This is a genomic window from Nonomuraea cavernae (assembly GCF_014646355.1).
GTDB classification, from domain to species: Bacteria; Actinomycetota; Actinomycetes; order Streptosporangiales; family Streptosporangiaceae; genus Nonomuraea; species Nonomuraea cavernae.
In genome coordinates this window covers 24,083-50,114 of sequence record NZ_BMNH01000019.1, presented here as the reverse complement: position 1 = coordinate 50,114, position 26,032 = coordinate 24,083, and the positions used below count along the sequence as shown (strand labels likewise).

Sequence of the window (26,032 nt, the reverse complement as noted above, 5' to 3'; positions counted from 1 at the left end):
ATGAGTGAGATCCTCAACAAGCTGTCCGGCCAGGGTGTGTCCATCTGGCTCGACGACATCAGCCGCGAGCGGCTGCGCACGGGCGACCTGGAGCAGCTGATCCGCGAGAAGAACGTGGTCGGGGTCACCTCCAATCCGACGATCTTCGCCAGTGCCCTCAGCAAGGGCGACGCCTACGACACGCAGATGCACGACCTGGCCGTGCGCGGCGTCGACGTCGGCGAGGCGGTGCGCTCCATCACCACCTACGACATCCGGTGGGCGGCCGACGTGCTGCGTCCGGTCTACGACGCCACCGGCGGCCACGACGGGCGCGTCTCGCTGGAGGTCGACCCGCGCCTGGCGCGCGACAGCGACAAGACCATCGCCGAGGCGCGCGCGCTGTGGTGGCTGGTCGACCGGCCCAACCTGTTCATCAAGATCCCGGCGACCCTGGAGGGCCTGCCGGCGATCACCCAGGCGATCAGCGAGGGCATCAGCGTCAACGTCACGCTGATCTTCTCGCTGGAGCGCTACCGCCAGGTCATGGACGCCTGGCTGGCCGGCCTGGAGGCCGCGCGGGCCAAGGGGCTCGACCTGGCCACGATCGAGTCGGTGGCCTCGTTCTTCGTCAGCCGCGTCGACACCGAGATCGACAAGCGGCTCGACGGGCTCGGCCGGCCCGAGCTCAAGGGCAAGGCGGGCGTCGCCAACGCGCGCCTGGCCTACGCGGCGTTCGAGGACGTGATGAACTCCGAGCGCTGGCAGGAGCTGCGCGCCGCGGGCGCCCGCCCGCAGCGTCCGCTCTGGGCCTCGACCGGCGTCAAGAACCCCGACTACGCCGACACGATGTACGTCGACGAGCTCGTCGCCCCCGGCACGGTCAACACCATGCCGGAGAAGACGCTCGACGCGGTCGCCGACCACGGCCAGATCTCGGGCGACACCATCCGGCCCTTCTACGAGCAGGCCTGGAACATCATGGCCGAGCTCAAGGAGGCCGGGGTCGACTACGACGACGTCGTCCGGGTGCTCGAGGACGAGGGTGTGGACAAGTTCGAGGCGTCCTGGAACGAGCTGCTGGAGAGCGTCACCAAGAACCTGGTCCCTTGATGGAGGTCACCTACCGCGACCAGGAGGTGGCCGACTCGGCCGCCTCCGTCGCGGAGCGGCTCGTCGCCGAAGGCGTGCCCGCCCGGCTCGCCGGCGGCGATCCCACGCTGTGGGGGGAGGACGCCGCGCCGGTCGCGGCCGCCCGGCTGGGCTGGCTCGCGCTGCCGCGCGCGTCCCGTGGGCTGCTGCCCGAGCTCGCGGCGCTGGCGCGGCGCGCCCGCGCCGACGGGCTCACCAACGTGGTGCTGGCCGGGCTGGGCGGCTCGTCGCCGGCGGCCGAGGTGATCTGCGCCTCCGCCGACGCGCCGCTGACCGTTCTCGACACGACCGACCCCGGCCAGGTGCGCCGGGCGCTGGCCGAGGGTCTCGACTCCACGATCCTGGTCGTGGCCGGCACGAGCGGCGCGTCGGTCGAGACCGAGGCCCTGCTGCGGGTCTACGAGCGGGCCTTCCTCGACGCCGGCATCGACCCCGCCACACGCGTGACGGTCGTCGCCGACCCCGGCTCCCCGCTGGAGCGACCGGCGGCCGAGTCGGGCTACCACCTGATCCCGGCCGCGCCCGGCGTGGGCGGACGCTACTCCGCGCTGTCGGCGTTCGGCCTGGTGCCGAGTGCGCTGGCGGGCGCCGACGCGGGCAGGCTGCTGGACGAGGCCGCCGAGGTGCTGCCCCTGCTGTCGAAGGACACCGGCAACCCGGGGCTCGACCTCGGCGCGGCGCTCGGCGGCGCGGCCCTCGCCGGCCGCGACAAGCTGCTCATGGACGACCGGCTGTCGGCCGCCACCGGGCTGCCCGACTGGATCGAGCAGCTGGTCGCCGGGTCGACCGGCAAACGCGGCCGGGGCATCCTGCCCGTCGTCGGCGGCGAGCCGCGGGGCACCGGCGACGAGCTGCTCGTCGCCTTCGACGCGGACGACGGCGACGTCCGGGTGGACGGGCCGCTCGGCGCGCAGTTCCTGGTCTGGCAGTACGCCACGGCCGTCGCCGGGCTGGTGCTCGGCGTCGACCCGTTCGACGAGCCCAACATCGCCGAGTCCACGGCCGCCACCGGCCGGCTGCTGACCCTGCCCGCGCTGCCGGTGGGCGAGCCGGTGCTGGTCGACGGCCCCGTCGAGGTCTACGGCCACACCCGGGCCAAGGATCTGCCCGGCGTGCTGACCGAGCTGCTGCGGTCGGTGCCCGACGGCGGCTACGTGGCCGTGACGGCCTACCTCGACCGGCTGGCCGCCTTCGACGCGCCGGTGGCCGAGGGCGCCGACTTCGAGCAGATGACCGACGCGTGGATGGCGGCCGACGCGGCCACGCTGCGGCCGCTGCTCGCCCTGCGCACCGACCGGCCCGTGACGTTCGGCTGGGGCCCGCGTTTCGCGCGCTCCACCGGGCAATACCACAGGGGAGGTCCCCAGAACGGGGTCTTCCTGCAGGTCACCGGCGCCGTGGCCGACGACGTGGCGGTGCCCGGCAGGCCCTACACCCTGGGCACGCTCCAGCTGGCCCAGGCGCTCGGCGACCTCGACGCGCTGGAGCACCGCGGGCGGCCCGCCGTACGCGTGCATCTGACCGACCGCGCGGCGGGAGTCGCGCACCTGCTCGCAGCCGCACAGGAGGCTTGAGATGACAGACCCGGGAGCGCCCGCCCCCGAGGCCGCGACCATCGCGTCGGCCGTGGCGGCCACGTCCACGACACTGGAGGTGGAGGAGGCCAACCCGTTGCGCGACCCGCGGGACAAGCGGTTGCCACGGGTGGCGGGGCCGTGCGTCATGGTGCTGTTCGGCGTGACGGGAGACCTGGCCAAGCGCAAGCTGCTGCCGGCGATCTACGACCTGGGCAACCGGGGGCTGCTGCCGCCGGGGTTCTCGCTCGTCGGGTTCGCCCGCCGTGACTGGAAGGACCAGGACTTCGCCCGGCTCACGCACGACGCCGTCAAGGCGCACGCGCGGACACCGTTCCGCGAGGAGGTCTGGAAACAGATCTGCGAGGGCATCCACTTCGTGCCCGGAGAGTTCTCCGACGACGGCGCGTTCGACGCGCTGGCGATGGCCCTGAAGGAGATCGACGAGACCCGCGGCACCGGCGGAAACTACGCGTTCTACCTGTCCGTGCCGCCGAAGTTCTTCCCCGTGGTGGTCGAGCAGCTCAAGCGCACCGGCGTGGCCGAGGCGCCGCCCGGGTCGTGGCGCCGGGTGGTCATCGAGAAGCCCTTCGGCCACGACCTGCAGTCGGCCCACCAGCTCAACGAGATCACCACCTCGGCCTTTCCCGAGAGCTCGATCTTCCGGATCGACCACTACCTGGGCAAGGAGACGGTCCAGAACATCCTGGCGCTGCGGTTCGCCAACAACCTCTACGAGCCGATCTGGAACCGCGGCTTCGTCGACCACGTGCAGATCACCATGGCCGAGGACATCGGCATCGGCGGCCGGGCCGGCTACTACGACGGCATCGGCGCCGCCCGCGACGTGATCCAGAACCACCTGCTCCAGCTGCTCGCCCTGGTGGCCATGGAGGACCCGACGTCCTTCGACGCCTCGGCGCTGCGCCGCGAGAAGGAGAAGGTGTTCAAGGCGGTGCGGCTGCCGTCCGACCTGGCCGCCAACACCGCGCGCGGACAGTACGCCGCGGGCTGGCAGGGCGGCGAGAAGGTCGTCGGCTACCTGCAGGAGGAGGGCATCCCGGCCGACTCCATCACCGAGACCTACGCGGCCGTCAAGCTGGAGATCGCCAACCGGCGCTGGGCGGGCGTGCCGTTCTACCTGCGCACCGGCAAGCGGCTGGGCCGCCGCGTGACCGAGGTGGCCGTGGTGTTCCAGCGGGCGCCGCACCTGCCTTTCTCCAAGGACGACACCGAGATCCTGGGCCAGAACGCCCTGGTCATCAGGGTGCAGCCGGACGAGGGCATCACGGTGCGGTTCGGCTCCAAGGTGCCGGGCACCCAGATGGAGGTGCGCGACGTGTCGATGGACTTCGCCTACGGCGAGTCGTTCATGGAGTCCTCACCCGAGGCGTACGAGCGGCTGCTGCTGGACGTGATGATCGGCGACCCGCCGCTCTTCCCGCACCAGCGCGAGGTAGAGCTGTCGTGGAAGATCCTCGACCCGATCGAGGACCTGTGGGCCACGCTGGGCCAGCCCGAGCCCTATCCGGCGGGCTCGTGGGGGCCGCCGACGGCGGACGCGATGATGGCACGCGACGGCCGCGTGTGGAGGAGGCTCTAGTGGGCGAGCGGAGCGGGGCGACGACACCGGCGAAGGAGCGCGCATGACGACCTTCATGCTGGCCGACACGACGGCCGGGAAGATCTCGTCCCAGCTCATGATGCTGCGGCACCAGATGGGCGCGCCCGCCGTCGGCATGGTGCTGACGCTGGTCGTGGTCTGCGAGGAGCGCGACCAGTACGACTCGCTGCGCGCGGCCACCGAGGCGGCGCGCGAGCACCCGTCGCGCATCCTCGTGGTGATCAGCCGCGAGACCGACGAGCAGACCCGTCTCGACGCGGAGCTGCGCATCGGCGAGTCCACGCCGGGCGAGGTCGTGGTGCTGCGCCTGTACGGCGAGCTGACCCGGCACGCCGACTCGGTGGTCAGCCCGCTGCTGCTGCCCGACACGCCGGTCGTGGTGTGGTGGCCGGGTGAGGCGCCCACGGTGCCGTCCAAGGACCCGGTCGGGATGCTGGGCCAGCGGCGCATCACCGACGCGCGGCGCGCGGCCGGCGACGGCACCAAGGCGCTGGCCACCAGGGCCAAGGGGTACGCCCCCGGCGACACCGACCTGGCCTGGGCGCGGCTGACGCAGTGGCGCAGCCTGCTGGCGGCCGCGTTCGACCAGCCCGTGGGCAAGGTGCGCAAGGGTCTGGTCGAGGCGTCGCCCGGCAATCCGAGCGCCCCGCTCATGGCGGCCTGGCTGTCGGAGCGCCTCGGCGCGCCGGTCAAGGTCGCCGACTCCGCCGGGCCAGGGCTCACCTGCGTGCGGCTGACCGTGGCCGACGGCGATCTCTCGGTGGCCAGGAGCGACGCCCGGCTGGCCACGCTGTCGCGGCCGGGGCAGCCCGATCGCAACGTCGCGCTGGCCCGGCGGCACACCTCGGAGCTCCTGGCCGAGGAGCTGCGGCGGCTCGACTCCGACGAGACCTACGCGGCGGCGGTCAAGCGGCTGGCCCGCTCGTACAAGCCCGATTCGAGTAAGCCCGATTCGAGTAAGCCCGACCCGAGCAAGCCCGACCCGAGTAAGCCCTGACCTGATCGGGCCCTGTCCTGGTCAAGCCCTGATCTTTTCACCTGTGAAAGAGTGGTTGCGTGAGCGTCCCCACCATTGTCGTCCACCGTGACGCCGACGTCCTGGCCAAGGCCGTGGCCGCGCGGATCATCACCCGGCTGGTCGACGCGCAGTCCGCGACGGGCTCAGCGTCGCTGGTGCTGACCGGGGGCACGGTCGGCACGGCGACCCTGGCCGCGATCGCCGCCACGCCCGCCCGTGACGCGGTCGACTGGTCGCGGCTCGACATCTGGTGGGGCGACGAGCGCTTTCTGCCGTCGGGCGATCCCGAGCGCAACGAGACCGGCGCCCGCCGGGCGCTGCTCGACCAGGTCGACGTCGATCCGGAGCGGGTGCACGTGATGCTCGGCCCCGACTCCGGCCTGACGGCGGAGGAGGCGGCCGACGCCTACGCCACCGAGCTGCGCAAGGCGGCCAGGCCGGAGGACCACGGCCCGGCGCCGTCGTTCGACGTGATGCTGCTCGGCATGGGCCCCGACGCGCACGTCGCCTCGTTGTTCCCCGGCATGCCCGCGCTCTACGACACCCGCCCGGTGGTGGCGGTGCACGGCTCCCCCAAGCCACCGCCCACGCGCATCTCGCTGACGCTCCCGGTCATCCAGGGCTCGCGCGAGGTGTGGGTGATCGCGGCCGGCGAGGAGAAGTCGGGCGCCGTACGGCTCGCCCTGTCAGAATCCGGCCCGGTCCAGGTGCCGGCGGCCGGCGCCCACGGCCGGAGCCGGACGTTGTTCCTGCTGGACCGTGCGGCCGCCGGCAAGATCCCGCCGGGCATGGGCCGCATCGCCTCTCCCTGACCGGTCCCTAGCCTGTCGCGGCGAGCGCGTCGATCTCGGCCAGCAGCGCCCGCTTGCGGTCCGCGGCCAGGTAGGACGCGGTCACGCCGTTGCGGGCGAACGAGGCCAGCTCCTCCCTGCCGAAGCCGAAGGCACGGGCCACGGTCCGATACTCGTCGGCCAGCGTGGTGGCGAACATGGGCGGGTCGTCGCTGCCCAGCGTCACGAACAGGCCCTCCTCCAGCAGCCGCGGCAGCGGGTGGTCCTCGATGCGGGCCACCTGGCCGGTGCGGACGTTGGAGGTCGGGCAGACGTCGAGCGGGAGCTGCCGCTCGCGCAGGCGGGCCACCAGGCGGTCGTCCTGGAGGCAGGAGATGCCGTGTCCGACACGCTCGGCGCCGAGGCCGTCGACGACCTCCCAGATCGTCTCGGGACCGGTCATCTCGCCGCCGTGCGGGACGCTGTGCAGCCCGGCGGCTCGGGCGGCGGCGAAGGCGTCACGGAACGCGTCACGGTAGGGCGGGCGCTCCTGCTCGATCCCGCCGAGGCCGAAACCTACCAGCGCGGCGGGAGGTTCCTCCAGCGCGTGGGCCAGGGTCACCTCGGCGGCCTCGACGCCGTACTCGCCGGGGATGTCGAAGATGTAGGCCATCTCGACGCCGTACTCGACCGGCGCGCGGCGGGCCGCGCCGTCCAGCGCCTCCGTCACCTCGCGCATCGGCATGCCGACCTGGTGGTGCGCGTACGGGGTGACCTGGAGCTCGGCGTAGCGGGCCCCCTGCTCCGACAGGTCGCGAGCCAGGCCGAGCACCAGGGCGGCCACGTCCTCCGGCTCCCTGACCAGGGCGTTGACCGCCGCGTAGACCCGGGCGAAGTGCCGGAAGTCGGTGAAGGCGTAGAACGCGCGCAGCTCCTCCTCGTTGGTGGGCACGCCGCCGTCCGGGTGACGACGGGCCAGCTCCAGGACCGTGGCGACGGAGGCGGAGCCGATCAGGTGGACGTGCAGCTCGACCTTGGGCAGCGCGACGATGAAGGCGTCGAGTGACGCGTCGGGGATCATGGCCACGACCATAAGCCTGCGTTTCGCCATCCGGACAGATTTCCCGGCCGAATCTCACATGAAAACGTCAGATTCCGATTCTGAGGGCGTTCAGCGTTCGAGTCGCCGGCGAGCGAGGCGCTCCTCGCGCCGGGCCACCTCCAGCCGCTGCTCGGTCTCGGCGAGCTTCCTGCGCGCCTTCGCCAGCTTCTTCTCGATCCTGGCGACCTTCTCGGCGCGGGCGCGATGCTCCTCGGCGGCGGCGGCCACCGCGTCCCGCCACTCCTCGTAGGCGGCCTCGGCCTCCTGCCGCTCCCGCGCCCGCCGTTCCTCGGCCTCCTGCCTGGCCCTGGCCACCTCGTCCTCGGCGTCCGGAGTCCTCTTCCGGCCGGCGGGCCCGCGACGGGGCGCGGGAGCGGGGGCGAAGCCGCTGTAGCTGAGCGGTCTGACCAGGCGACCTCGCCGTACCTGGGCGGCCGCGTCGGCGTCCACCACGGCCGCGTCGAGCGTCTGGTCGACCTCGGCCGCCGCCGCGGCCGACAGCCGGGCACCCTCCTTCACCAGGCGGCCAACCCTGCCGGTGAGGTCGCCGCGCCGCCGGGTGAGCTCGGCCAGCGCGTCGGCGTCGTGCTCCTCCCACGCGCTCCTCAACCGCTCCCCCAGGTCGAACAGTTCCTGGAGCTCGCCGGGGTGCAGGCGGGCGGCCCGGTTCAGCGCCCAGGCCGAGACCGTGGGCTTGCGCAGCCCGGTTATCTCACGGGCCAGCCCGGCCTCACCCGCGGCCTTGGCCGCGCCCGCCTCGGCCGCGCGCGCGGCGGTGAACTCGGACGGCACGAGCGCGTAGAGCCGGTCGGCCACCTCGTCAAGATCCACAATGGTGAGATACCCCACATCCGCCCTTTCGTAGCGCATAGTGGAGGCAGGCATTCGAACGGAGGCCGCACGTGTTCGAGCGCTTCACCGACCGTGCCCGCAAGGTCGTCGTCCTCGCCCAGCAGGAGGCCCGGACGATGCGCCACGCCTGCATCGGCACCGAGCACATCCTGCTCGGTCTCCTCCACCAGGACGAAGGGGCGGCCAGGACGATCCTGGAGAGCTTCGGCGTGGACCTGGAGGGCGTCCGCGCGTACATCGCGCGAGAAGTGGCGCCGGGCGAACGGGAGCCGGACGGCCACATCCCGTTCACCCCGCGCGCCAAGAAGGTGCTGGAGCTCTCGCTGCGCGAGGCCCTGCAGCTGCGGCACACCTACATCGGCACCGAGCACATCCTGCTCGGCCTGCTGCGCGAGGGCGAGGGCCTGGGCGCCCGGGCGCTCAGCGACCTGGGAGTCGACCTGGCCGAGGCGCGCCAGCGGCTGATCCACCGCGTGGGCCGCCACAGGGACAAGCCGGGCGACCTCCCCTTCGCCGGCGTCTCGATGCTGGGCGAGCGGCTCACCCGGATCCAGGAGAGCCTCGATCGCATCGAGCGCCACCTCGGAATCCGGCGGCCGCCCGGGCCGGACGACGCGGCGCGGGAGGAGTCAGGCTGACACCAGCGCGCCGACCGGCAGCCTGGCCTCCACCACGCCGGGGTCCTCGGTGTAGCCGATCGTGGCGCCCAGCGACAGCAGCAGCCTGCGCATGCGTACGTTGTCGGACAGCATCGAGGCCCTGACCTCGGCGTATCCGAGGTCGCGCGCATCCCGCACCAGCATCGTGGCCAGTGCCCGGCCCAGACCGCGCCCCTGCCAGCGGTCCTCGACCAGGAAGGCCATCTCGGCGATGCCCGGATCGGGGGTGAACATCAGGTTGGCCATCGCGACCACCTGCCCGTCGTGCCCGGCGACCAGGGACTGGCCGCGGTTGCGGTCGCAGAGCCGGTCGAACATGCGCGGGGGCAGCGTCGGCATCGAGGTGAAGTAGCGGAACCGGCGCGCCTCCGGCGAGCAGCGGTCGTGCAGGTCTCGCACGGCCTCGCGGTAGATCGTGGTGAGCGGGCGGACGGTGACCTCCGCGCCGTCGGCCAGCTTGGCCGCGCGCTCGGCGCCCGCCCGTTCCGCGGGCGGCTGGGCGAGCCGGGCGAAGGAGGCCGCCCTGGCGGCCTCGGTCAACGTGAAGGGCAGCTCACCCCGGCGCAGGCGCACCGCTCGCCTTGCGGCCACGGGCACGATGAGCTGGGTCGGATCGGGCAGGTCACTCACCGCTTCACCATAGATCCACCGGGCGTCGTCCGCGCGCAGCAGCTCGGCCAGCAGCTCGGGCAGCCGCCATGGCGTGGACCTCAGCCTGGAGGCCAGCAGCAGGGCTCGGGTCGGCTCGTCGGTCAGCTCGTGGGCGGTCGCGGGGACGACCTGCACTCTGCGCCCCCCGGCCGCCTCCAGCGCCTCACGGACGGTCTCAGGGGTCGCCGGGATGTCGGCGACGAACTCGTCGACGGTGCCGTCGGCGTTGGACTGGACGCTCAGGCCGAGAATGTTGCCGCCCCGTGCGGCCAGGGCGGCGGCAAGGGAGGCGAGCCGTCCGGGCCGCTCGTCAACCGTGGTGCGGATGCGCAAGAATCCCATGGCCATGAGCATGCCGGAGGGCCGTTACGCGACCGCTACCACCGCGTTTCATGTAGCAAGATATGTGGCCATATATGTGTAAATGTCTCTTCGCCCGGACTGACCGGCGGTGAGGGGCTTCATCCCGGCCACACGGTCCGCCGGACGCCCCGCTCCCCCGGCCCGGGCCGAACACCCCGGTCGTGTCCCGGCCGGCGCAGCCAGACAGGAGATCGATGGACATCCTCTTCCGGGGCGGGCGCGCCTTCACCCCGACGGGCGGCTTCGCGGAGGCCGTACTGGTCCGCCACGGCGTGATCGCCGCCGTGGGCGGCGAGCGGGAGCTGGCGCGGCTGGCGCCGGCGCACGAGACCGTCGACCTGGCGGGCGGGCTGCTGGTGCCGGGGTTCACCGACGCGCACGTGCATCCGGTACAGGCGGGCCTGGAACGCGCCAAGTGCGACCTGTCGGAAATCTACGGACTGGACGCGTACATCGAGAAGATCGCAGACTATGCGACGAAAAATCCTGAAAAGGAGTGGATCGATGGCGGCGGGTGGGACATGTCGGCCTTCCCGGGCGGGCTGCCCCACCGGAGCCTGCTCGACTTCGCCGACCGTCCCGTCTACCTGATCCAGCGCGACCACCACGCCGCCTGGGTCAGCACCCGCGCGCTCGAACGGGCCGGGATCACCCGCGACACCCCCGACCCCGCCGACGGCCGCATCGAGCGCGACCCCGACGGCACCCCCAGCGGCGTGCTGCACGAGGGCGCGATGGACCTGGTCGGCCTGCTCACCCCCCGCCCCACGGCCGCCGACCTGGACACGGCGCTGACGGAGGCCGAGCGCCACCTGTTCTCACTGGGTGTCACCGGGTGGCAGGACGCCATCGTGGGCTCCTACGCGGGCTCCGACGACCAGTTGCCCACCTACCTGTCCGCGGCCGGCTCCGGCAGGCTCAGGGCGCGCGTGGTGGGGGCGCTGTGGTGGGACAGGACCCGCGGCCTCGACCAGATCGAGGAGCTGGTCGCCCGGCGCGCCTCGGCCGAGGGGCTCGACCGGTTCGCGGCCACCTCGGTGAAGATCATGCAGGACGGCATCACCGAGAACTTCACGGCCGCCACACTGGAGCCCTACTGCCGATGCGGCGGCACCGGCCTGTCCTACGTGGATCCGGCCAAGCTCAGGGAGTACGTCGCCGAGCTCGACCGGCTCGGCTTCCAGGTGCACTTCCACGCGATCGGCGAGCGGGCGGTGCGCGAGGCGCTCGACAGCTTCGAGGGCACCGACCCGGCCAACCGGCACCACATCGCGCACCTGCAGATCATCGAGCCGTCCGACGTGCCGCGCTTCGCCGCCCTCGGCGTCACGGCCAACCTGCAACCGCTGTGGGCCACGCACCACGCCCAGATGGACGAGCTGACGCTGCCGTTCCTCGGCGAGCCGCGCTCGTCCTGGCAGTATCCGTTCGCCGGTCTGCTGGCCCACGGCACCAGGCTCTGCGCGGGCAGCGACTGGCCGGTGTCGAGCGCCGACCCGCTGCAGGGCCTGCACGTGGCGGTGAACCGGACCGAGCCGGGTGGTTCGGTGCACGCCGGCTACCCCACCGCGGGCAAGCCGTTCCTGCCCGGCCAGCGCATCGGCCTCGCGACCGCGCTGAGCGCCTACACGACGGGCTCGGCGTGGATCAACCGCTCGCCGGCCGGGGCCATCGAGCCGGGCCGCCCGGCCGACCTGGTCGTGCTCGACCGCGACCCGTTCACGCTGCCCGCGGCGGACATCTGGACTACCGGGGTGGCCATGACGTTCGTGGACGGCGAGATCGTCCACCGGCGGCCCGGCTCGTAACGTACCCGCCCGCGACCGGACCGCTCCACGCGAAAGGCCCCGGCAGCTGCCGGGGCCTTTCGACCGTCCTGCCGGGAGGACTCGCCTACCAGGGGGACTTGGTGTTGCGCAGGCGCTCGAGGGCCTCCTCGAGGATCGCCTTGCCGTCCTTGTCGCTCCTGCGCTCCTTCACATACGCCAGGTGCGTCTTGTACGGCTCGTTCTTGGGCGGGGCAGGCGGGGCCTGCTCGTCCTGTCCGGCCGGGAGGCCGCAACGCGGGCAGTCCCACATCTCGGGAACCGCCGCGTCACTCGCGAAACTGGGGCGCGTCTCATGCATGTTGGCGCACCAGAACGAGACCCGCACTCTCGGAGCTGCCTCGCCGCGCTCGGCCTCCCCCATCGGGCCGGCGCCGACACGGCTGCCACGGATCGCGTTGCCACTACCCACGGATGAACTCCTCGCTTGATCGCCCCGCATGGGGCGGGGAGAGAATCACTGTCACGCGTCAGACGGCTCAGGGCCTCACGAGCAGACCGAGAGCCACGATGCAGATGAACCAGATCACGCCCGTGATGACCGTCAGCCGGTCGAGGTTGCGCTCCACCACGGAGGAACCTCCGAAGTTCGACGAGAAGCCACCGCCGAACATGTCAGACAGGCCGCCCCCCTTGCCCTTGTGGAGCAGGACGAGCAGGATCATGAGAAGGCTCGCCAGGATGAGGGCGATGGAGATTCCGAGTTCCACGGTATGCCTGTTCCTTCAATGCTCTGTTACGCGCGACGATTCAAACTTGCTTCTAGAGGGTACGGCCTGCTGTCAAGTCGCACCCTCCGAACGGCTCAGTTAGCCGGGCATTTCGGAAAACCGGCAGATCTTCACGAACTCACCGGCATCGATGCTGGCACCGCCCACGAGCGCGCCGTCGACATCGGGCTGAGCCATGATGCCGGCGATGTTGCCTGACTTGACCGATCCTCCGTAAAGGATACGTACCGCCGAGGCCACTTCGGAGTCGTACAGCTCAGCGAGTCGCACGCGCAGAGCCGCGCAGACCTCCTGGGCGTCCTCGGGGGTGGCCACCTCGCCGGTGCCGATCGCCCACACGGGCTCGTAGGCCACCACTATCGACTGTGCCTGCTTGGCCGAGACCTTGCGCAGCGCGCCCTCAAGCTGGGCGAGGGTGTGCGCCACCTGCTCGCCCGCCTGGCGCACCGCCAGCCCCTCGCCCACGCACAGGATGGGGGTGAGCGAGTGCCGGTAGGCGGCCTGCACCTTGAGGTTGACGATGTCGTCGTCCTCGCGGTGGTACTGCCGCCGCTCCGAGTGGCCGACCACGACGAACGTGCAGCCGAGCTTGGCCAGCATGGCGCCGGAGATCTCGCCCGTGTAGGCCCCCGCGTCGTGCTGGGACAGGTCCTGCGCGCCGTAGACGACGCGCAGCTTGTCGCCGTCGACGAGCGTCTGCACGCTGCGCAGGTCGGTGTAGGGCGGCAGGACCGCGACCTCCACCTTGTCGAAGTCCTTGTCGGAGAACGCGAAGGCCAGCTTCTGGACCAGCGCGATCGCCTCAAGGTGGTTGAGGTTCATCTTCCAGTTGCCGGCGATGAGCGGCTTTCGCACGTCAGTCCTCCAGGGCGGCGAGTCCGGGGAGGGTCTTGCCCTCAAGGTATTCGAGGCTCGCCCCGCCACCGGTGGAGATGTGGGAGAAACCGTCTTCGGGCAGGCCCAGCCTGCGTACGGCAGCCGCGGAGTCGCCGCCGCCGACGACGGTGAACGCCTCCGAGCCGATCAGGGCCTCGGCCACCGCCTGGGTGCCGCCGGCGAACTCGTCGAACTCGAACACACCCATCGGGCCGTTCCAGAAGACGGTGCGGGCGTCGGCCAGCTTGCCCGCGAACAGCTCGCGTGTCCTCGGCCCGATGTCGAGCCCCTGCCGGTCGGCCGGGATCGCGGTCGCCTCCACCACGTCGTAGGGCGCGCTCGGGTCGAAGTGCGTGGCGGCCAGCACGTCGAGCGGCAGCACCAGGTCGACGCCCCGCTTGGCCGCCTCGTTGAGGAAGCCGCGCACCTGGTCGAGCTGGTCCTCCTGGAGCAGCGAGCCGCCGACCTCGTGGCCCTGGGCCTTGAGGAAGGTGTAGGCCATGCCACCGCCGACGAGCAGCCGGTCGACCTTGGTCAGCAGGTTGGCGATGACGCCGAGCTTGTCGGACACCTTCGCGCCGCCGAGCACGACCACGTAGGGCCGTTCGGTGGCCTCGGTGAGCCTGCGCAGCACCTCGACCTCGGCCACGACCAGCCCGCCCGCCGCGTGCGGCAGCAGCCGGGGCACGTCGTAGACGCTGGCGTGCTTGCGGTGCACCGCCCCGAACCCGTCGCCGACGTAGAGCTCGGCGAGCCCCGCCAGCCGCTCGGCGAAGGCCTGGCGCGTCGCGTCGTCCTTGGACTCCTCGCCGGGCTCGTACCTGAGGTTCTCCAGCAGGGCGACCTGGCCCTCCTGGAGCTCCTCCGCGACGCCCTGGGCGCTCGGGCCGACCACGTCAGTGGCGAAGGCCACCGCCTGGCCGAGCAGCTCGCCCAGGCGCCCGGCCACCGGCCGCAGCGAGAACTCGGGCTTCACCTGGCCCTTGGGACGGCCCAGATGAGCGCAGACGATGACCTTCGCGCCCCGGTCCACCAGGGTCCGGATCGTCGGCACCGACGCGCGGATGCGCCCGTCGTCGGTGATCGTCTCACCGTCGAGGGGGACGTTGAGGTCGGCGCGCACGAGCACGCGCCGCCCTTTCACGTCGAGATCGTCAAGCGTGCGCAACTGTGCTCCTTCGTGCGTCCCCGTCGTGGTGCGCCGCTGCCCGCGGCTGCGGCTGCCGTGTCACAGGTCGGTGCCCACCAGCTCGATGAGGTCGACGAGGCGGTTGGAGTAGCCCCACTCGTTGTCGTACCAGCCGACGACCTTGACCTGGTTGCCGAGCGCCTTGGTGAGGCCGGCGTCGAAGATGCAGGAGGCCGGGTCGGTGACGATGTCGGAGGAGACGATGTCGTCCTCGGTGTAGGACAGGATGCCCTTGAGCGGGCCCTCGGCGGCGGCCTTGACCGCGGCGTTGACCTCCTCGGCCGTGACCTCGCGGGCGAGGTCGACGGTGAGGTCGGTGGCCGAGCCGGTGGGGATCGGCACGCGCATCGCGAAGCCGTCGAGCTTGCCCTTGAGCTCGGGCAGCACCAGGCCGATGGCCTTGGCGGCGCCGGTGGAGGTGGGCACCACGTTGAGCGCGGCGGCGCGGGCGCGGCGCAGGTCCTTGTGCGGGCCGTCCTGGAGGTTCTGGTCCTGCGTGTAGGCGTGGATCGTGGTCATCAGGCCCTTCTCGATGGTGAAGGTGTCGTGGAGCACCTTCGCCATCGGGGCCAGGCAGTTGGTGGTGCAGGAGGCGTTGGAGATGATCGTGTCGGTGGCCGGGTTGTAGAGACCCTGGTTGACGCCCATCACGATCGTGATGTCCTCGTTCTTGGCCGGAGCCGAGATGATGACCTTCTTGGCGCCGTTGTCGGCGTGCACCCTGGCCTTGTTGGCGTCGGTGAACAGGCCGGTCGACTCGACCACCACGTCCACGCCCAGGTCGCCCCAGGGCAGCTTGGCCGGGTCACGCTCCGCGAAGACCTTGATCGCCTTGCCGTCGACGGTGATCTCGTCACTGGACGCCTTCACCTCGTAAGGGAGGCGGCCGAGGATGCTGTCGTACTTCAGCAGGTGGGCGAGCGTCGCGTTGTCGGTCAGGTCGTTGACCGCGACGATCTCGATGTCCTTACCGCTGGCTGCGACAGCACGCCAGAAGTTGCGACCGATACGGCCGAAGCCGTTGACGCCTACGCGGATGCTCACGGAAACCGATCTCCTCGTGCATGATGGCGGGCTAATCCTCAACCATGAACCCTATCGGACCGTAATTGGTTTAGACCACGTGCACCCCCGGTGTGTGAACGGCGGTTCCGCAAGCGCAATTTGTGAGCTTCGAGTAAAGTGCCCGACTCATCAGAGTAAATTCCGGCATTCTCTGGGGGGCTGAGATGTCACAACGCCGGTCCGGCCTGCTGTCTGGCCTGGTCATGGGTTTTATCGCGATGCTCGTCTGCGCGGTCGGGCTCGGGGCGGTCCTCGTGTTCTGGGACTACCTGCCGGTGTTCGCGCGCACCTACGGCGGCGGCGTCCCGCTGATGTCCGCGCTCGCGCTCGTCGCCGGCCTGCTGGTCGGCTGGGCGATCCGCCTGGTCAGGGCGCGCAGCCTGGCGCTGCCCTGGGCCGCGGCGCTGTACGCGACGGCGGCCGTGCCGCTGGGCTGGATCGGCGGATCCGCGCCGTACGGCCACCTGACGCTCGGTGGGGGCCGGGCCGATCCGCTCACGCTGACCGTCGACGACTTCCTGGACGGCCTGCCCTATGTGGCGCAGACCATCTGGAGGGCGTTCGCGACCTCGTGGGAGCCATGGGTGCCCCTGCCGGTCGCGGCGATCCCCGCGTTCGCCCTCGTGCTCGCCCGCGCGCTGCGCATGCGCCGCGGCGCCCGGGCAGCGGCCGGCAACGCCACCAAGGACGAGCCCACGGAGGCTCAGCCCGAGCCGGAGTATCGGGCTCCCTTCGAGCCGGCCCAGTCCGCCGGCACGCCGGCCCCGCCGGCGGGTGACCTGTTCACTCCCAGGAAGCCGTCCCACGACTGATCCGCCGCTCAGCGCCACGGCCCGCCGGTCCCGGGATCACAGGAGCGCCACCTCCGTCCCAGGTCACGCGACCGCCGCACCCGGAGACGGCCCCTCGGCCACACCCGGCGGCGGAGCCGCGGCGTGCCTCGCGGCGGAGGCCGTCAGGGGGCCAGCATGTCCACGGTGAGGTTGGCCTCGGTGTTGGGGACGCCCAGGTCGGAGGCGCGCTTGTCGGCCATGGCCAGCAACCTGCGGATGCGGCCCGCGATGGCGTCCTTGGTCAGCGGCGGATCGGCGATCTGCCCCAGCTCCTCCAGGGACGCCTGCTTGTGCTCGACCCGCAGCCGCCCGGCCACCACCAGGTGCTCCGGCGCCTCGTTGCCGAGGATCTCCAGCGCCCGCTGCACCCGGGCGCCCGCCGCCACCGCGGCCCGCGCCGAGCGCCGCAGGTTGGCGTCGTCGAAGTTGGCCAGCCGGTTGGCCGTCGCCCGGACCTCCCGGCGCATCCGGCGCTCCTCCCAGGCGAGCACGCTGTCGTGCGCCCCCAGCCTGGTCAGCAGCGCGCTGATCGCGTCGCCGTCGCGCACCACGACCCGGTCGACACCGCGCACCTCACGGGCCTTGGCATGGATCTTCAGCCGCCGCGCCGACCCCACGAGCGCCAGCGCCGCCTCCGGCCCCGGGCAGGTGACCTCGAGCGACATCGAGCGGCCCGGCTCGGTGAGCGACCCGTGCGCCAGGAACGCCCCCCGCCAGGCGGCCTCGGCGTCGCAGGAGGCGCCCGCCACGACCTGGCGGGGCAGCCCGCGCACGGGCCGCCCGTGGTTGTCGATCAGGCCCGTCTGCCGGGCCAGCGCCTCACCGTCGCGGTAGACGCGTACGACGTAGCGAGAGCCCTTGCGCAACCCGGCGGGCGCCAGCACCAGCACCTCCGCCTTGTGACCGAACACCTCGCTGATGTCCTTGATCAGCCGCCGCGCGGTGGCATTGGTGTCGAGCTCCGCCTCGATCACGATGCGCCCGCCCACCAGGTGCAGGCCGCTGGCGAACCGCAGCAGCGTGGAGACCTCGGCCTTTCGGCAGCAGGGCTTCAGCACCGGCAGTCGGCTCAGCTCGTCCTTGACCACACCCGTCATCGCCATAAGCGTTTAGTCCTCCCCCATTCAGACCGGCTCCCAGTCTCTCGTACCTTCAAGCCCCGCCGACCAGGATCAACGCTTCTGGAGGAAAATCTCGTCAAGGACGGAGGCAAGACGTCGTGGGTCGTGCCGGGGCGAACCATCGGAGGCGGCCACGTCGGCCATGACGAGCCGCCCGCCGAGCGCGGCGGCTGCTTTGTCCAGCGCGCCGGGGTCGTCGACCACGCCGGTGTCGGCGAGCACGATGTCCACCGCGAGGTCGGGAGCGTGCTGTCTGAGCACCTCCAGATGCTGCTGGGGCGAGAAATCGTCGGTCTCGCCGGCCTGCGGAGCGAGGTTCAGCGTGACGAGCCGCCTGGCCCGGGTCTCGTGCAGCGCCCTGGCCAGCTCGGGCACCTTGAGGTGCGGCAGCACGCTGGTGAACCACGATCCGGGGCCGAACACCACCCAGTCGGCCCGCAGGATCGCCTCCACGGCCTCGGGACAGGCGGGCGGGTCCTCCGGGACGAGCGAGATCGCCTGCACCCGGCCAGGGGTGAGCGCGCAGGCCACCTGCCCGCACACGGTGGAGATGACGCCGTCGAGCTCCACCTCGGCCACGATGTCGAGCGGCACCGAGGCCATCGGCAGCACCCTGCCCCGCGCGCCGAGCAGCCGCCCCACCCAGTCGAGCCCCTGCACGGGGTCGCCGAGCAGCTCCCACAGCGCCACGATCAGCAGATTGCCGACGGCGTGCCCGTGCAGGTCGCCCTCGCTGCGGAAGCGGTGCTGGACCACCTCGCTCCAGGTGACGCCCCACTCGTCGTCGCCGCAGAGCGCGGCCAGGGCCATTCTCAGGTCGCCGGGCGGCAGCACGCCGAGCTCCCGCCTGAGCCTGCCGCTGGACCCTCCGTCGTCGGCCACGGTCACCACAGCGGTGAGCGCGTCGGTCACCGACCGGAGCGCGGACAGCGAGGCGTGCAGCCCGTGCCCGCCGCCGAGCGCCACGACCCGCGGCGCCCGATCTGCAGAGCGCGGTGCCCCTGCCGCGCTCCCGGTGCCGCCGTCCGCCTGCGCGCCGCTTACGGGGACGTGCGCCGTGGAGGGCCGGAGGGGATAAGCCGGGACCGGGCCCTCGGACGCCTCGGAGGCATTCGCGGCGCCTGAGCCTTCGCTGTCATCGGTCACTCCCGGCCCACATCCCGGTGACTCACCTGGACCTCCATGCCGCGGTCACGCAGCCGGCCGGCGACCTGCTCGGCCATGGCCACGCTGCGGTGCTTGCCGCCCGTGCATCCCACGGCCAGCGTCGCGTAGCTCTTGCCCTCGCGGGCGTAGCCGGTCGCGACCACCCGCAGGACCTCCTCGTAGGCGTCGAGGAACTCCTTGGCCCCGGGCTGGCCGAGCACGTAGTCGCGGACGGGCGCGTCGAGACCGCTCATCGGCCGCAGCTCCGGCACCCAGTGCGGGTTGGGCAGGAAGCGGCAGTCGACGACGAGGTCGGCGTCGACCGGCAGGCCGTACTTGAACCCGAACGAGACCACGTTGACCCGCAGTCCCGGGCGGTCGTCACCGCCGAAGAAGTTGACGATCTTGTTGCGCAGCTCGTGCACGTTGTGCGAGGAGGTGTCGATGACCAGGTCGGCGTTGGCCCGCACCTCGCGCAGGATGCCGCGCTCGCGGGTGATGCCGTCGACCAGCCTGCCCTCGCCCTGCAGCGGGTGCGGGCGGCGGACGTTCTCGAAGCGGCGCACCAGCTCCTCGTCGCTGGCCTCGAGGAACACCACGCGCACCCGCACGCCCCGGGCCTCGAGCTCTTCGATGGCGGCGTTGAGGTCGGTGGTGAAGGCCAGGCTGCGCACGTCGACCACCGCGGCCACCTTGTCGGCGGCCAGCTTGACCCTGCCCGCCTCCTCGGCCATGGCGAACAGCAGCCCCGGCGGCAGGTTGTCGATGACGAACCAGCCGAGGTCCTCCAGGGCCTTGGCCGCGGTGCTGCGGCCCGCACCCGACATGCCGGTGACGATGACGAACGCCGGCTCCATGCTCATTGCTCACTCCTGCTCATTGCCGAACTCCGCTCGGCCGCTCGGTGGCAGCGCTCCGTCGCGGTGGCGGGGTGCTCACGATGACTCCCCCTTCAGCGTTGACGCGATCACCTCGGCGGTCGACGGGCCGATGCCGGGGACCTGGCAGATCTCGGCGACGGTGGCCTCGCGCAGCTTCTTCACAGAGCCGAAGTGCCTGAGCAGCGCCTGTCGCCGCGCCGGGCCGAGACCCGGCACGCTGTCGAGCGCGCTCTCCTTGACGGTCTTTGACCTCTTGGAACGATGGTAGGTGATGGCGAACCGGTGCGCCTCGTCCCTGACCCGCTGCAACAGGTAGAGGCCCTCGCTTGACCGGGGCATGATGACCGGCTGGTCGTCGCCGGGCAGCCACACCTCCTCCAGCCGTTTGGCCAGGCCGCAGACCGCGACGTCGTCGATGCCCAGCTCGTCGAGCGCGCGCTGGGCGGCGGCCGCCTGCGGGCCCGCGCCGTCGACCACGACGAGGTTGGGCGGGTAGGCGAACTTGCGAGGCTTGCCCGTCTCGGGGTCGATGGGGCTGTGGGCGTCGTCGTCGGGGGCCAGCTCGCCCGTGGCGGAGCGCTCCTCCAGGTAACGCCGGAACCGCCGCATGATCACCTCGTGGATCGAGGCGACGTCGCCTTCCTTGGTCTTGACGGCGAAGCGCCGGTATTCGCTCTTGCGGGCCAGGCCGTCCTCGAAGACCACCATCGACGCCACGACGTTCTCGCCCTGGAGATGGGAGACGTCGTAGCACTCGACGCGCAGCGGCGCCTGGTCGAGGTCGAGCGCGTCGGCGATCTCCTGCAACGCCTTGCTGCGCGTCGTCAGGTCGCCGGCCCGGCGGATCTTGTGCTGGGCGAGCGACTCCTTGGCGTTGCGCTCGACGGTCTCCATCAGCGCCTTCTTGTCGCCGCGCTGCGGCACCCGCACCTCGACCCGGGCCCGGCGCTGCTCGGACAGCAGCTCGGTGACCGCCTCGGCGTCGGGCGGCAGCGCGGCCACGAGCACCTCGCGGGGCATCGACTCGGGGCTGGCCTCGGCGTACATCTGCAGCAGGAACTGCTCGACCAGCTCGCCGGGCGAAGCCTCCTCGACCTTGTCGACGACCCAGCCGCGCTGGCCGCGGATGCGGCCGCCGCGCACGTAGAAGACCTGGACCGCGGCTTCCAGAGGATCCTCGGCGAGCGCGATCACGTCGGCGTCGGTGGCCTCGCCGAGCACGACGGCCTGCTTCTCAAGGGCCCGCTGCAGTGCCTGGATGTCGTCGCGCAGCCGGGCGGCCCGTTCGTACTCCTGCTCGCTCGCGGCCTCGCGCATCTCCTTCTCGAGCCGCCGGATGAAGCGGCTCGTGTTGCCGGCCATGAAGTCGCAGAAGTCCTCGGCGAGAGCGCGGTGCTCCTCGGGGGTGACCCTGCCGACGCAGGGCGCGGAGCACTTGTCGATGTAGCCCAGCAGGCACGGCCGGCCGATCTGGCCCGCCCGCTTGAACACCCCGGCGCTGCACGTGCGGACCGGGAAGACACGCAGCAGCAGGTCGACGGTCTCGCGGATGGCCCAGGCGTGGGAGTAGGGGCCGAAGTAGCGGGTGCCCTTGCGCTTGGCACCGCGCATCACCTGCACGCGCGGGAAGTCCTCGCCCATCGTGACCGCGAGGTAGGGGTAGGACTTGTCGTCGCGGTATTTGACGTTGAAGCGGGGGTCGAACTCCTTGATCCAGGAGTATTCGAGCTGCAGCGCCTCGACCTCGGTGCCCACGACGGTCCAGTCGACCCCGGTCGCGGTGTTGAGCATCGACTGGGTGCGCGGGTGGAGCGCGCTGATGTCGGTGAAGTAGGAGTTGAGCCGCTGCCGGAGGCTCTTGGCCTTGCCGACGTAGATCACGCGACCGTGCCCGTCCCGGAACCGGTAGACCCCCGGCGAATCGGGGATCGATCCTGGCCTGGGCCGGAAACTCAGGGAGCTGCCCGCTGATCTCACCACGACCAAAGCCTAACGGGCCACACCGACAGGAAGGCCCGCCGTACGCTCTGCCTTGGTACGGCGGGCCCGAGGTCAGGCCAGGGTGATCTGGTCGCCCTCCACTTTGATCGCCGTCTCGGCGAGCGGCCCCTTGGGCGGTCCGCCCGCCACCGATCCGTCCTCGATCTTGTACTTGCCGCCGTGGCACGGGCACTGGATCAGGCCGTTGGCGACGCTCGCGACCGTGCAGCCCTGGTGGGTGCAGACGGCGGTGAACGCCTTGAAGTCACCAGCGGTGGGCTGCGTCACTACGATCTTCTGCTCCTTGAAGACCGTTCCCCCGCCCACCGGGATGTCGGCGGTCCTGCCCAGCGCACCACCCGGCGCGCCGGACTTCGCCGGACCGGCCGCAACCGCGTCGTCCGGAGTGTCGGTGTCCGCCCCGCAGGCGGTGAGCGCGAGCGCCAGGCCACCGGCGCCCACACCCGCGATCACCGCCCGGCGGCTCTGAAGGTCATCTGCCATGCGACCACGAAACCGCACGCAGGTGAGAAATTCATGAAAGACGCCTCAAGCGAGCATGATCGTGTCGCCGTCCACCTTGATTTTCTTTTCGGGCAGCGGATCGCCGGCGGGTCCACCGGCCACCGATCCGTCGGCGATGTCGAACTTGCTGCCGTGGCACGGGCAGTTGATCGTCCCGTTGGAGACACTGGCCACCGTGCAGCCCTGGTGGGTGCACACCGCGCTGAACGCCCTGAACTCACCCTCCTGTGGCTGGGTGACGACCACCTTCTGGCTCTCGAAGATCTTCCCGCCACCCGAGGGAATGTCGGAGGTGGCGGCCAGCGGCTTCGCCTTCGCCTTCTTCTTCGGCGCCGCGGACGACGGCTCCTCGGGCAGTGGCTCGGCACTCGCCTGTGTCGCGGGATCGCCGTAGCTCGCACACGCGGTCAGCACCGCGGCGAGCCCCGCGCTTCCGGCTCCGAGCACCACTGTCCGGCGCGTCGTTTCGGTCATGGTCGGTCCTCCCAGGTTCGGGTCTCACTACAGGTACGGCCAGCGCCCTCAGGCTGGTTCAGCCTGCCGTGAGCCGATCCCAGGAACCACGCACAATTACCGGTTCACACCACCACGATGCCGTCGCCCTCGACCTTGACCTGGTAGGCCGTCAACTGGCCGGTCGCCGGGCCCGTGAGGGCCTTGCCGGTGTCGGCCGCGAACTCACTGCCGTGGCACGGGCAGGTCATGACGTTCTCCTTGGGCAGGCCGACCGCGCAGCCGCGGTGCGGGCACACCGCGCTGAACGCCTTGTAGACGCCCTCGGTGGGCTGGGTGACCACGATCCTCCACCGGTCGACGACCGTGCCGCCGCCGACGGGCACGTCGGCCGTCTTGGCGATGACCTGGCCCTTGATGCCCTGGGCTCGCTCCGGCTCGGCGGCGTCCGCGCCGCAGCCGGCCAGCGCCAGGCCACACGCCGCCACTCCGGCCACTCCCAGCGCCTGACGCCGCCCGATCTCGGGCATGGCGAAGCCCCGCTCCGAACTCCTCATGTGCTGCCGGCCCTCCCCCATCAGCCCTGATCCCCTGCAGGTCAGGAAGTTTCACGCCTCACTTTATGGGCGGCACCCCTCGGTCCCGGAATCGGGTGGCGCACGGCCGAGTGGTGCCCGAGGGGCCGGGACGCCGCCCGCCTCGTCGGCCGGCTCGGGCGGCGTCACGATCTCGTACGGGGCCGCTAGATCTCCAGGATCTTGCGCAGGAAGCGGCCGGTGTGGCTCTCCTCGACCAGGGCGATCTCCTCGGGGGTGCCGGCGGCGACCAGCGTGCCTCCCCTGGAACCGCCCTCCGGGCCCATGTCGAGGACCCAGTCAGCCGTCTTGATGACGTCGAGGTTGTGCTCGATGACGATCACCGTGTTGCCGCCCTCGACCAGCCGGCCGAGCACGCCGAGCAGCCTGCGGATGTCCTCGAAGTGAAGCCCCGTGGTCGGCTCGTCGAGCACGTAGATCGTCCGCCCGGTCTGGCGGCGCTGCAGCTCGGAGGCGAGCTTGACGCGCTGCGCCTCGCCACCGGACAGCGTCGTGGCGGGCTGCCCGAGACGGACGTAGCCGAGGCCGACGTCGTTGAGGGTCTGCAGGTGCCGCCTGATCGCCGGGATCGCCTCGAAGAACGCGAGCGCCTCCTCGATGGGCATGTCGAGGACCTCGGAGATCGTCTTGCCCTTGTAGTGGACCTCCAGCGTCTCTCGGTTGTAGCGGGCGCCGTGGCAGACCTCGCACGGGACGTAGACGTCGGGCAGGAAGTTCATCTCGATCTTGATCGTGCCGTCGCCGGCGCACGCCTCGCAGCGGCCGCCCTTGACATTGAAGCTGAACCGGCCGGGCTGGTAGCCGCGGACCTTGGCCTCTGCGGTGGCCGCGAACAGCTTGCGGACGTGGTCGAAGACGCCGGTGTAGGTCGCCGGGTTGGAGCGCGGGGTGCGCCCGATCGGCGACTGATCGACGTGGACGACCTTGTCGACCAGATCCATGCCGTTGATCCGCGAGTGGCGCCCGGGCACCGCGCGGGCGCCGTTGAGCTCCTTGGCCAGCGCGGTGTAGAGGATGTCGTTGACCAGCGTCGACTTGCCCGATCCGGACACGCCGGTGACCGCGGTGAAGACCCCGAGGGGGAATTCGATGTCAACGCCCTTGAGGTTGTGTTCGCGCGCCCCCTTGACCGTGATCTGCCGCTTCTTGTCGCGCTTGCGGCGCTTGGCGGGGATCGGAATGCTCCGGCGGCCCGACAGGTACTGGCCGGTCATCGACTCCTCGCTGCGCAGGAGGTCCTGGACCGTGCCGGAGACGACGACCTGGCCACCGTGCTCGCCCGCGCCGGGACCGATGTCCACCACCCAGTCGGCGGCGGCGATGGTGTCCTCGTCGTGCTCGACGACGATCAGCGTGTTGCCCATGTCGCGGAGCCTGACCAGTGTGTCGAGCAGCCGCATGTTGTCGCGCTGGTGCAGGCCGATCGACGGCTCGTCGAGCACGTAGAGGACGCCGACCAGACCGGAGCCGATCTGCGTGGCCAGCCGGATGCGCTGCGCCTCGCCGCCGGCCAGCGTGGCGGCCGCCCGGTCCATGGTGAGGTAGTCGAGACCGACGTCGAGCAGGAAGCCCATCCGGGCGTTGATCTCCTTGACCACCCGCTCGGCGATCTGCATGTCGCGGTCGGACAGCTTGAGCGCGGCCAGGAACTCGGCGCACTCGCCGATCGACATGGCCGACACCTCGGCGATCGACCGGTCGGCGACGGTGACCGAGAGCGAGACCGGCTTGAGCCTGGCGCCCCGGCAGACCGGGCACGGGATCTCCCGCATGTAGCCCTCGAACCGGTCGCGCGAGGAGTCGCTCTCGGCCTCGGCATGCCTGCGCTGCACCCACGGGATGACGCCCTCGTAGGTGGTGTAGTAGGAACGCTGCCGGCCGTAGCGGTTGCTGTAGCGGACGTGGACCTGCTCGTCGTGGCCGAACAGCAGCGACTTCTGCGCTTTCTTCGGCAGTTTCTCCCAGGGCGTGTCGAGGGTGAAGCCCATGGCGTGGCCGAGCGCCTCGATCAGCCTGGCGAAGTATTCGCTGGTGTGACCGCCGGACCAGGGATGGAGCGCGCCCTCGCCGAGCGCGCGCTCAGGGTCGGGCACGACCAGGTCGGGGTCGACCTCCATCTTGGTGCCGAGGCCGGTGCACTCGGGACAGGCGCCGAACGGCGAGTTGAACGAGAACGAGCGCGGCTCGAGCTCTTCGAACGACAGGTCGTCGTAGGGGCAGTAGAGGTGCTCGGAGTAGAAGCGCTCCCGGCCAGGATCGTCTTCGGGCAGGTCGACGAACTCCAGCGTGATCGTGCCGCCGGACAGCTGCAGGGCGGTCTCGACCGAGTCGGTGAGCCTGCGCCGGGCCGACTCCTTGACCGACAGGCGGTCGACGATGACCTCTATGTCATGCTTCTCGTACTTTTTCAGGACCGGCGGCTCCTCCAGCCGCACGACCGTGCCGTCGACCCTGGCCCGGGCGAAGCCCTTGGTCTGCAGCTCACGGAACAGCTCGCCGTACTCGCCCTTGCGGCCCCTGATGACGGGGGCCAGCACCTGGAAGCGCGTGCCCTCGTCGAGGTCCATCACCCTGTCGACGATCTGCTCGGGCGTCTGCCTGGCGATCGGGCGGGCGCAGACCGGGCAGTGCGGCTTGCCGATGCGCGCCCAGAGCAGCCGCAGGTAGTCGTAGACCTCGGTGATCGTGCCGACCGTCGACCGTGGGTTCTTGCTGGTGGCCTTCTGGTCGATCGAGACCGCGGGCGACAGGCCCTCGATGAAGTCGACATCGGGCTTGTCCATCTGGCCGAGGAACTGACGGGCGTAGGCGGAGAGCGACTCGACATAACGCCGCTGCCCCTCGGCGAAGATCGTGTCGAAGGCCAGGCTCGACTTGCCCGAGCCGGACAGGCCGGTGAAAACGATCAGAGCGTCTCGCGGGAGGTCGAGTGAGACGTCCTTGAGATTGTGTTCTCGTGCACCACGCACGATCAGGCGGTCTGCCACGGTGATCCCGATGTCGAAGAGGCGGATAGGTCCACGGGGATGGTAGACGGGGGCTCCGACAATTTCGGCGGGTCGCTGT

The 26,032-nt window shown here is 71.2% G+C and carries 23 protein-coding genes and 1 pseudogene; 8 read left to right on the top strand and 16 right to left on the bottom strand.

The features are described from left to right. The 5 genes from tal to pgl are packed head-to-tail and all read left to right on the top strand — an operon-like array spanning nt 1 to nt 6,159. Entirely contained in the window at nt 1-1,092 is a 1,092-nt protein-coding gene (gene tal / locus IEY82_RS26135) for a transaldolase (RefSeq protein ID WP_189126862.1), read from the top strand. Then, entirely contained in the window at nt 1,092-2,705 is a 1,614-nt protein-coding gene (locus tag IEY82_RS26130; protein ID WP_189126952.1) for a glucose-6-phosphate isomerase, read from the top strand. Before tal ends, IEY82_RS26130 begins: the two co-directional genes overlap by 1 nt. 1 nt (nt 2,706) lies before the next feature. Next, nucleotides 2,707-4,308: a glucose-6-phosphate dehydrogenase gene (gene zwf / locus IEY82_RS26125; protein WP_225263755.1), complete on the top strand. Its 1,602-nt coding sequence runs from the start codon at nt 2,707-2,709 to the stop codon at nt 4,306-4,308. A gap of 43 nt (nt 4,309-4,351) precedes the next feature. Beyond that, the gene (locus tag IEY82_RS26120; protein WP_189126861.1) at nt 4,352-5,326 is read left to right on the top strand and encodes a glucose-6-phosphate dehydrogenase assembly protein OpcA; all 975 of its coding nucleotides are present in this window, start codon (nt 4,352-4,354) and stop codon (nt 5,324-5,326) included. Between the two features lie 59 nt (nt 5,327-5,385). Beyond that, entirely contained in the window at nt 5,386-6,159 is a 774-nt protein-coding gene (gene pgl / locus IEY82_RS26115) for a 6-phosphogluconolactonase (RefSeq protein ID WP_189126860.1), read from the top strand. A 7-nt stretch (nt 6,160-6,166) separates the two neighbouring features. Here pgl and add read toward each other — a convergent pair whose 3' ends face one another. Together add and IEY82_RS26105 are read right to left on the bottom strand one after the other, a co-directional pair. After that, nucleotides 6,167-7,198, bottom strand: a complete 1,032-nt coding sequence (add, locus tag IEY82_RS26110; RefSeq protein WP_189126859.1) for an adenosine deaminase — start codon at nt 7,196-7,198, stop codon at nt 6,167-6,169. 90 nt (nt 7,199-7,288) lie between these two features. After that, nucleotides 7,289-8,050 (bottom strand): hypothetical protein, encoded by a 762-nt coding sequence (locus tag IEY82_RS26105; protein ID WP_189126858.1) that lies wholly within the window; start codon nt 8,048-8,050, stop codon nt 7,289-7,291. Nucleotides 8,051-8,121: 71 nt separating this feature from the next. On the opposite strand from IEY82_RS26105, the pseudogene IEY82_RS26100 reads away from it, so the two are divergent. Beyond that, nucleotides 8,122-8,565, top strand: a pseudogene (locus IEY82_RS26100) (Clp protease N-terminal domain-containing protein); the annotation flags it as partial. Between the two features lie 135 nt (nt 8,566-8,700). Here the strand turns inward: IEY82_RS26100 and IEY82_RS26095 are convergent. Further along, complete coding sequence (locus IEY82_RS26095) at nt 8,701-9,723, bottom strand: GNAT family N-acetyltransferase (protein WP_189126856.1); 1,023 nt, start codon at nt 9,721-9,723, stop codon at nt 8,701-8,703. A gap of 215 nt (nt 9,724-9,938) precedes the next feature. On the opposite strand from IEY82_RS26095, the gene IEY82_RS26090 reads away from it, so the two are divergent. Then, on the top strand, nt 9,939-11,552 hold the full coding sequence (locus IEY82_RS26090; RefSeq protein ID WP_189126855.1) for an amidohydrolase: 1,614 nt from the start codon (nt 9,939-9,941) through the stop codon (nt 11,550-11,552). Between the two features lie 85 nt (nt 11,553-11,637). On the opposite strand, the gene IEY82_RS26085 is transcribed toward IEY82_RS26090, so the two are convergent. The 5 genes from IEY82_RS26085 to gap form a co-directional block, all read right to left on the bottom strand. Continuing rightward, the gene (locus tag IEY82_RS26085) at nt 11,638-11,982 is read right to left on the bottom strand and encodes an RNA polymerase-binding protein RbpA (RefSeq protein WP_113703949.1); all 345 of its coding nucleotides are present in this window, start codon (nt 11,980-11,982) and stop codon (nt 11,638-11,640) included. A gap of 67 nt (nt 11,983-12,049) precedes the next feature. Continuing rightward, a complete protein-coding gene (gene secG / locus IEY82_RS26080) occupies nt 12,050-12,280 on the bottom strand; it encodes a preprotein translocase subunit SecG (RefSeq protein WP_189126854.1) in 231 nt (76 codons plus the stop codon). A gap of 99 nt (nt 12,281-12,379) precedes the next feature. Further along, complete coding sequence (gene tpiA / locus IEY82_RS26075; RefSeq protein ID WP_225263753.1) at nt 12,380-13,156, bottom strand: triose-phosphate isomerase; 777 nt, start codon at nt 13,154-13,156, stop codon at nt 12,380-12,382. A 1-nt stretch (nt 13,157) separates the two neighbouring features. After that, nucleotides 13,158-14,345 (bottom strand): phosphoglycerate kinase, encoded by a 1,188-nt coding sequence (locus tag IEY82_RS26070; protein ID WP_189126853.1) that lies wholly within the window; start codon nt 14,343-14,345, stop codon nt 13,158-13,160. A gap of 60 nt (nt 14,346-14,405) precedes the next feature. After that, nucleotides 14,406-15,410: a type I glyceraldehyde-3-phosphate dehydrogenase gene (gene gap, locus IEY82_RS26065; protein WP_189126852.1), complete on the bottom strand. Its 1,005-nt coding sequence runs from the start codon at nt 15,408-15,410 to the stop codon at nt 14,406-14,408. Nucleotides 15,411-15,595: 185 nt separating this feature from the next. Here gap and IEY82_RS26060 point away from each other — a divergent pair, with 185 nt between their 5' ends. After that, nucleotides 15,596-16,243 carry a hypothetical protein gene (locus IEY82_RS26060; RefSeq protein ID WP_189126851.1) on the top strand — a complete coding sequence of 216 codons (648 nt, stop codon included), beginning with the start codon at nt 15,596-15,598 and terminating at the stop codon, nt 16,241-16,243. Nucleotides 16,244-16,386: 143 nt separating this feature from the next. Here the strand turns inward: IEY82_RS26060 and whiA are convergent, their stop codons facing one another. The 8 genes from whiA to uvrA all read right to left on the bottom strand — a co-directional run bounded on the left by whiA (nt 16,387) and on the right by uvrA (nt 25,953). Continuing rightward, a complete protein-coding gene (whiA, locus tag IEY82_RS26055; RefSeq protein WP_189126850.1) occupies nt 16,387-17,367 on the bottom strand; it encodes a DNA-binding protein WhiA in 981 nt (326 codons plus the stop codon). Nucleotides 17,368-17,436: 69 nt separating this feature from the next. Continuing rightward, nucleotides 17,437-18,351: a gluconeogenesis factor YvcK family protein gene (locus tag IEY82_RS26050; protein ID WP_189126849.1), complete on the bottom strand. Its 915-nt coding sequence runs from the start codon at nt 18,349-18,351 to the stop codon at nt 17,437-17,439. A 176-nt stretch (nt 18,352-18,527) separates the two neighbouring features. Beyond that, nucleotides 18,528-19,394, bottom strand: coding sequence for an RNase adapter RapZ (gene rapZ, locus IEY82_RS26045; protein WP_189126848.1), 867 nt, complete (start codon nt 19,392-19,394; stop codon nt 18,528-18,530). Nucleotides 19,395-19,466: 72 nt separating this feature from the next. Continuing rightward, the gene (gene uvrC, locus IEY82_RS26040) at nt 19,467-21,389 is read right to left on the bottom strand and encodes an excinuclease ABC subunit UvrC (RefSeq protein ID WP_372459749.1); all 1,923 of its coding nucleotides are present in this window, start codon (nt 21,387-21,389) and stop codon (nt 19,467-19,469) included. A 75-nt stretch (nt 21,390-21,464) separates the two neighbouring features. Continuing rightward, nucleotides 21,465-21,896 carry a Rieske (2Fe-2S) protein gene (locus IEY82_RS26035; RefSeq protein ID WP_189126847.1) on the bottom strand — a complete coding sequence of 144 codons (432 nt, stop codon included), beginning with the start codon at nt 21,894-21,896 and terminating at the stop codon, nt 21,465-21,467. 45 nt (nt 21,897-21,941) lie between these two features. Next, the gene (locus IEY82_RS26030) at nt 21,942-22,391 is read right to left on the bottom strand and encodes a Rieske (2Fe-2S) protein (RefSeq protein WP_189126846.1); all 450 of its coding nucleotides are present in this window, start codon (nt 22,389-22,391) and stop codon (nt 21,942-21,944) included. A 104-nt stretch (nt 22,392-22,495) separates the two neighbouring features. After that, nucleotides 22,496-22,927 (bottom strand): Rieske (2Fe-2S) protein, encoded by a 432-nt coding sequence (locus IEY82_RS26025; protein WP_225263751.1) that lies wholly within the window; start codon nt 22,925-22,927, stop codon nt 22,496-22,498. 185 nt (nt 22,928-23,112) lie between these two features. Then, nucleotides 23,113-25,953, bottom strand: coding sequence for an excinuclease ABC subunit UvrA (uvrA, locus tag IEY82_RS26020; protein ID WP_189126845.1), 2,841 nt, complete (start codon nt 25,951-25,953; stop codon nt 23,113-23,115). Nucleotides 25,954-26,032 lie beyond the last annotated feature (79 nt).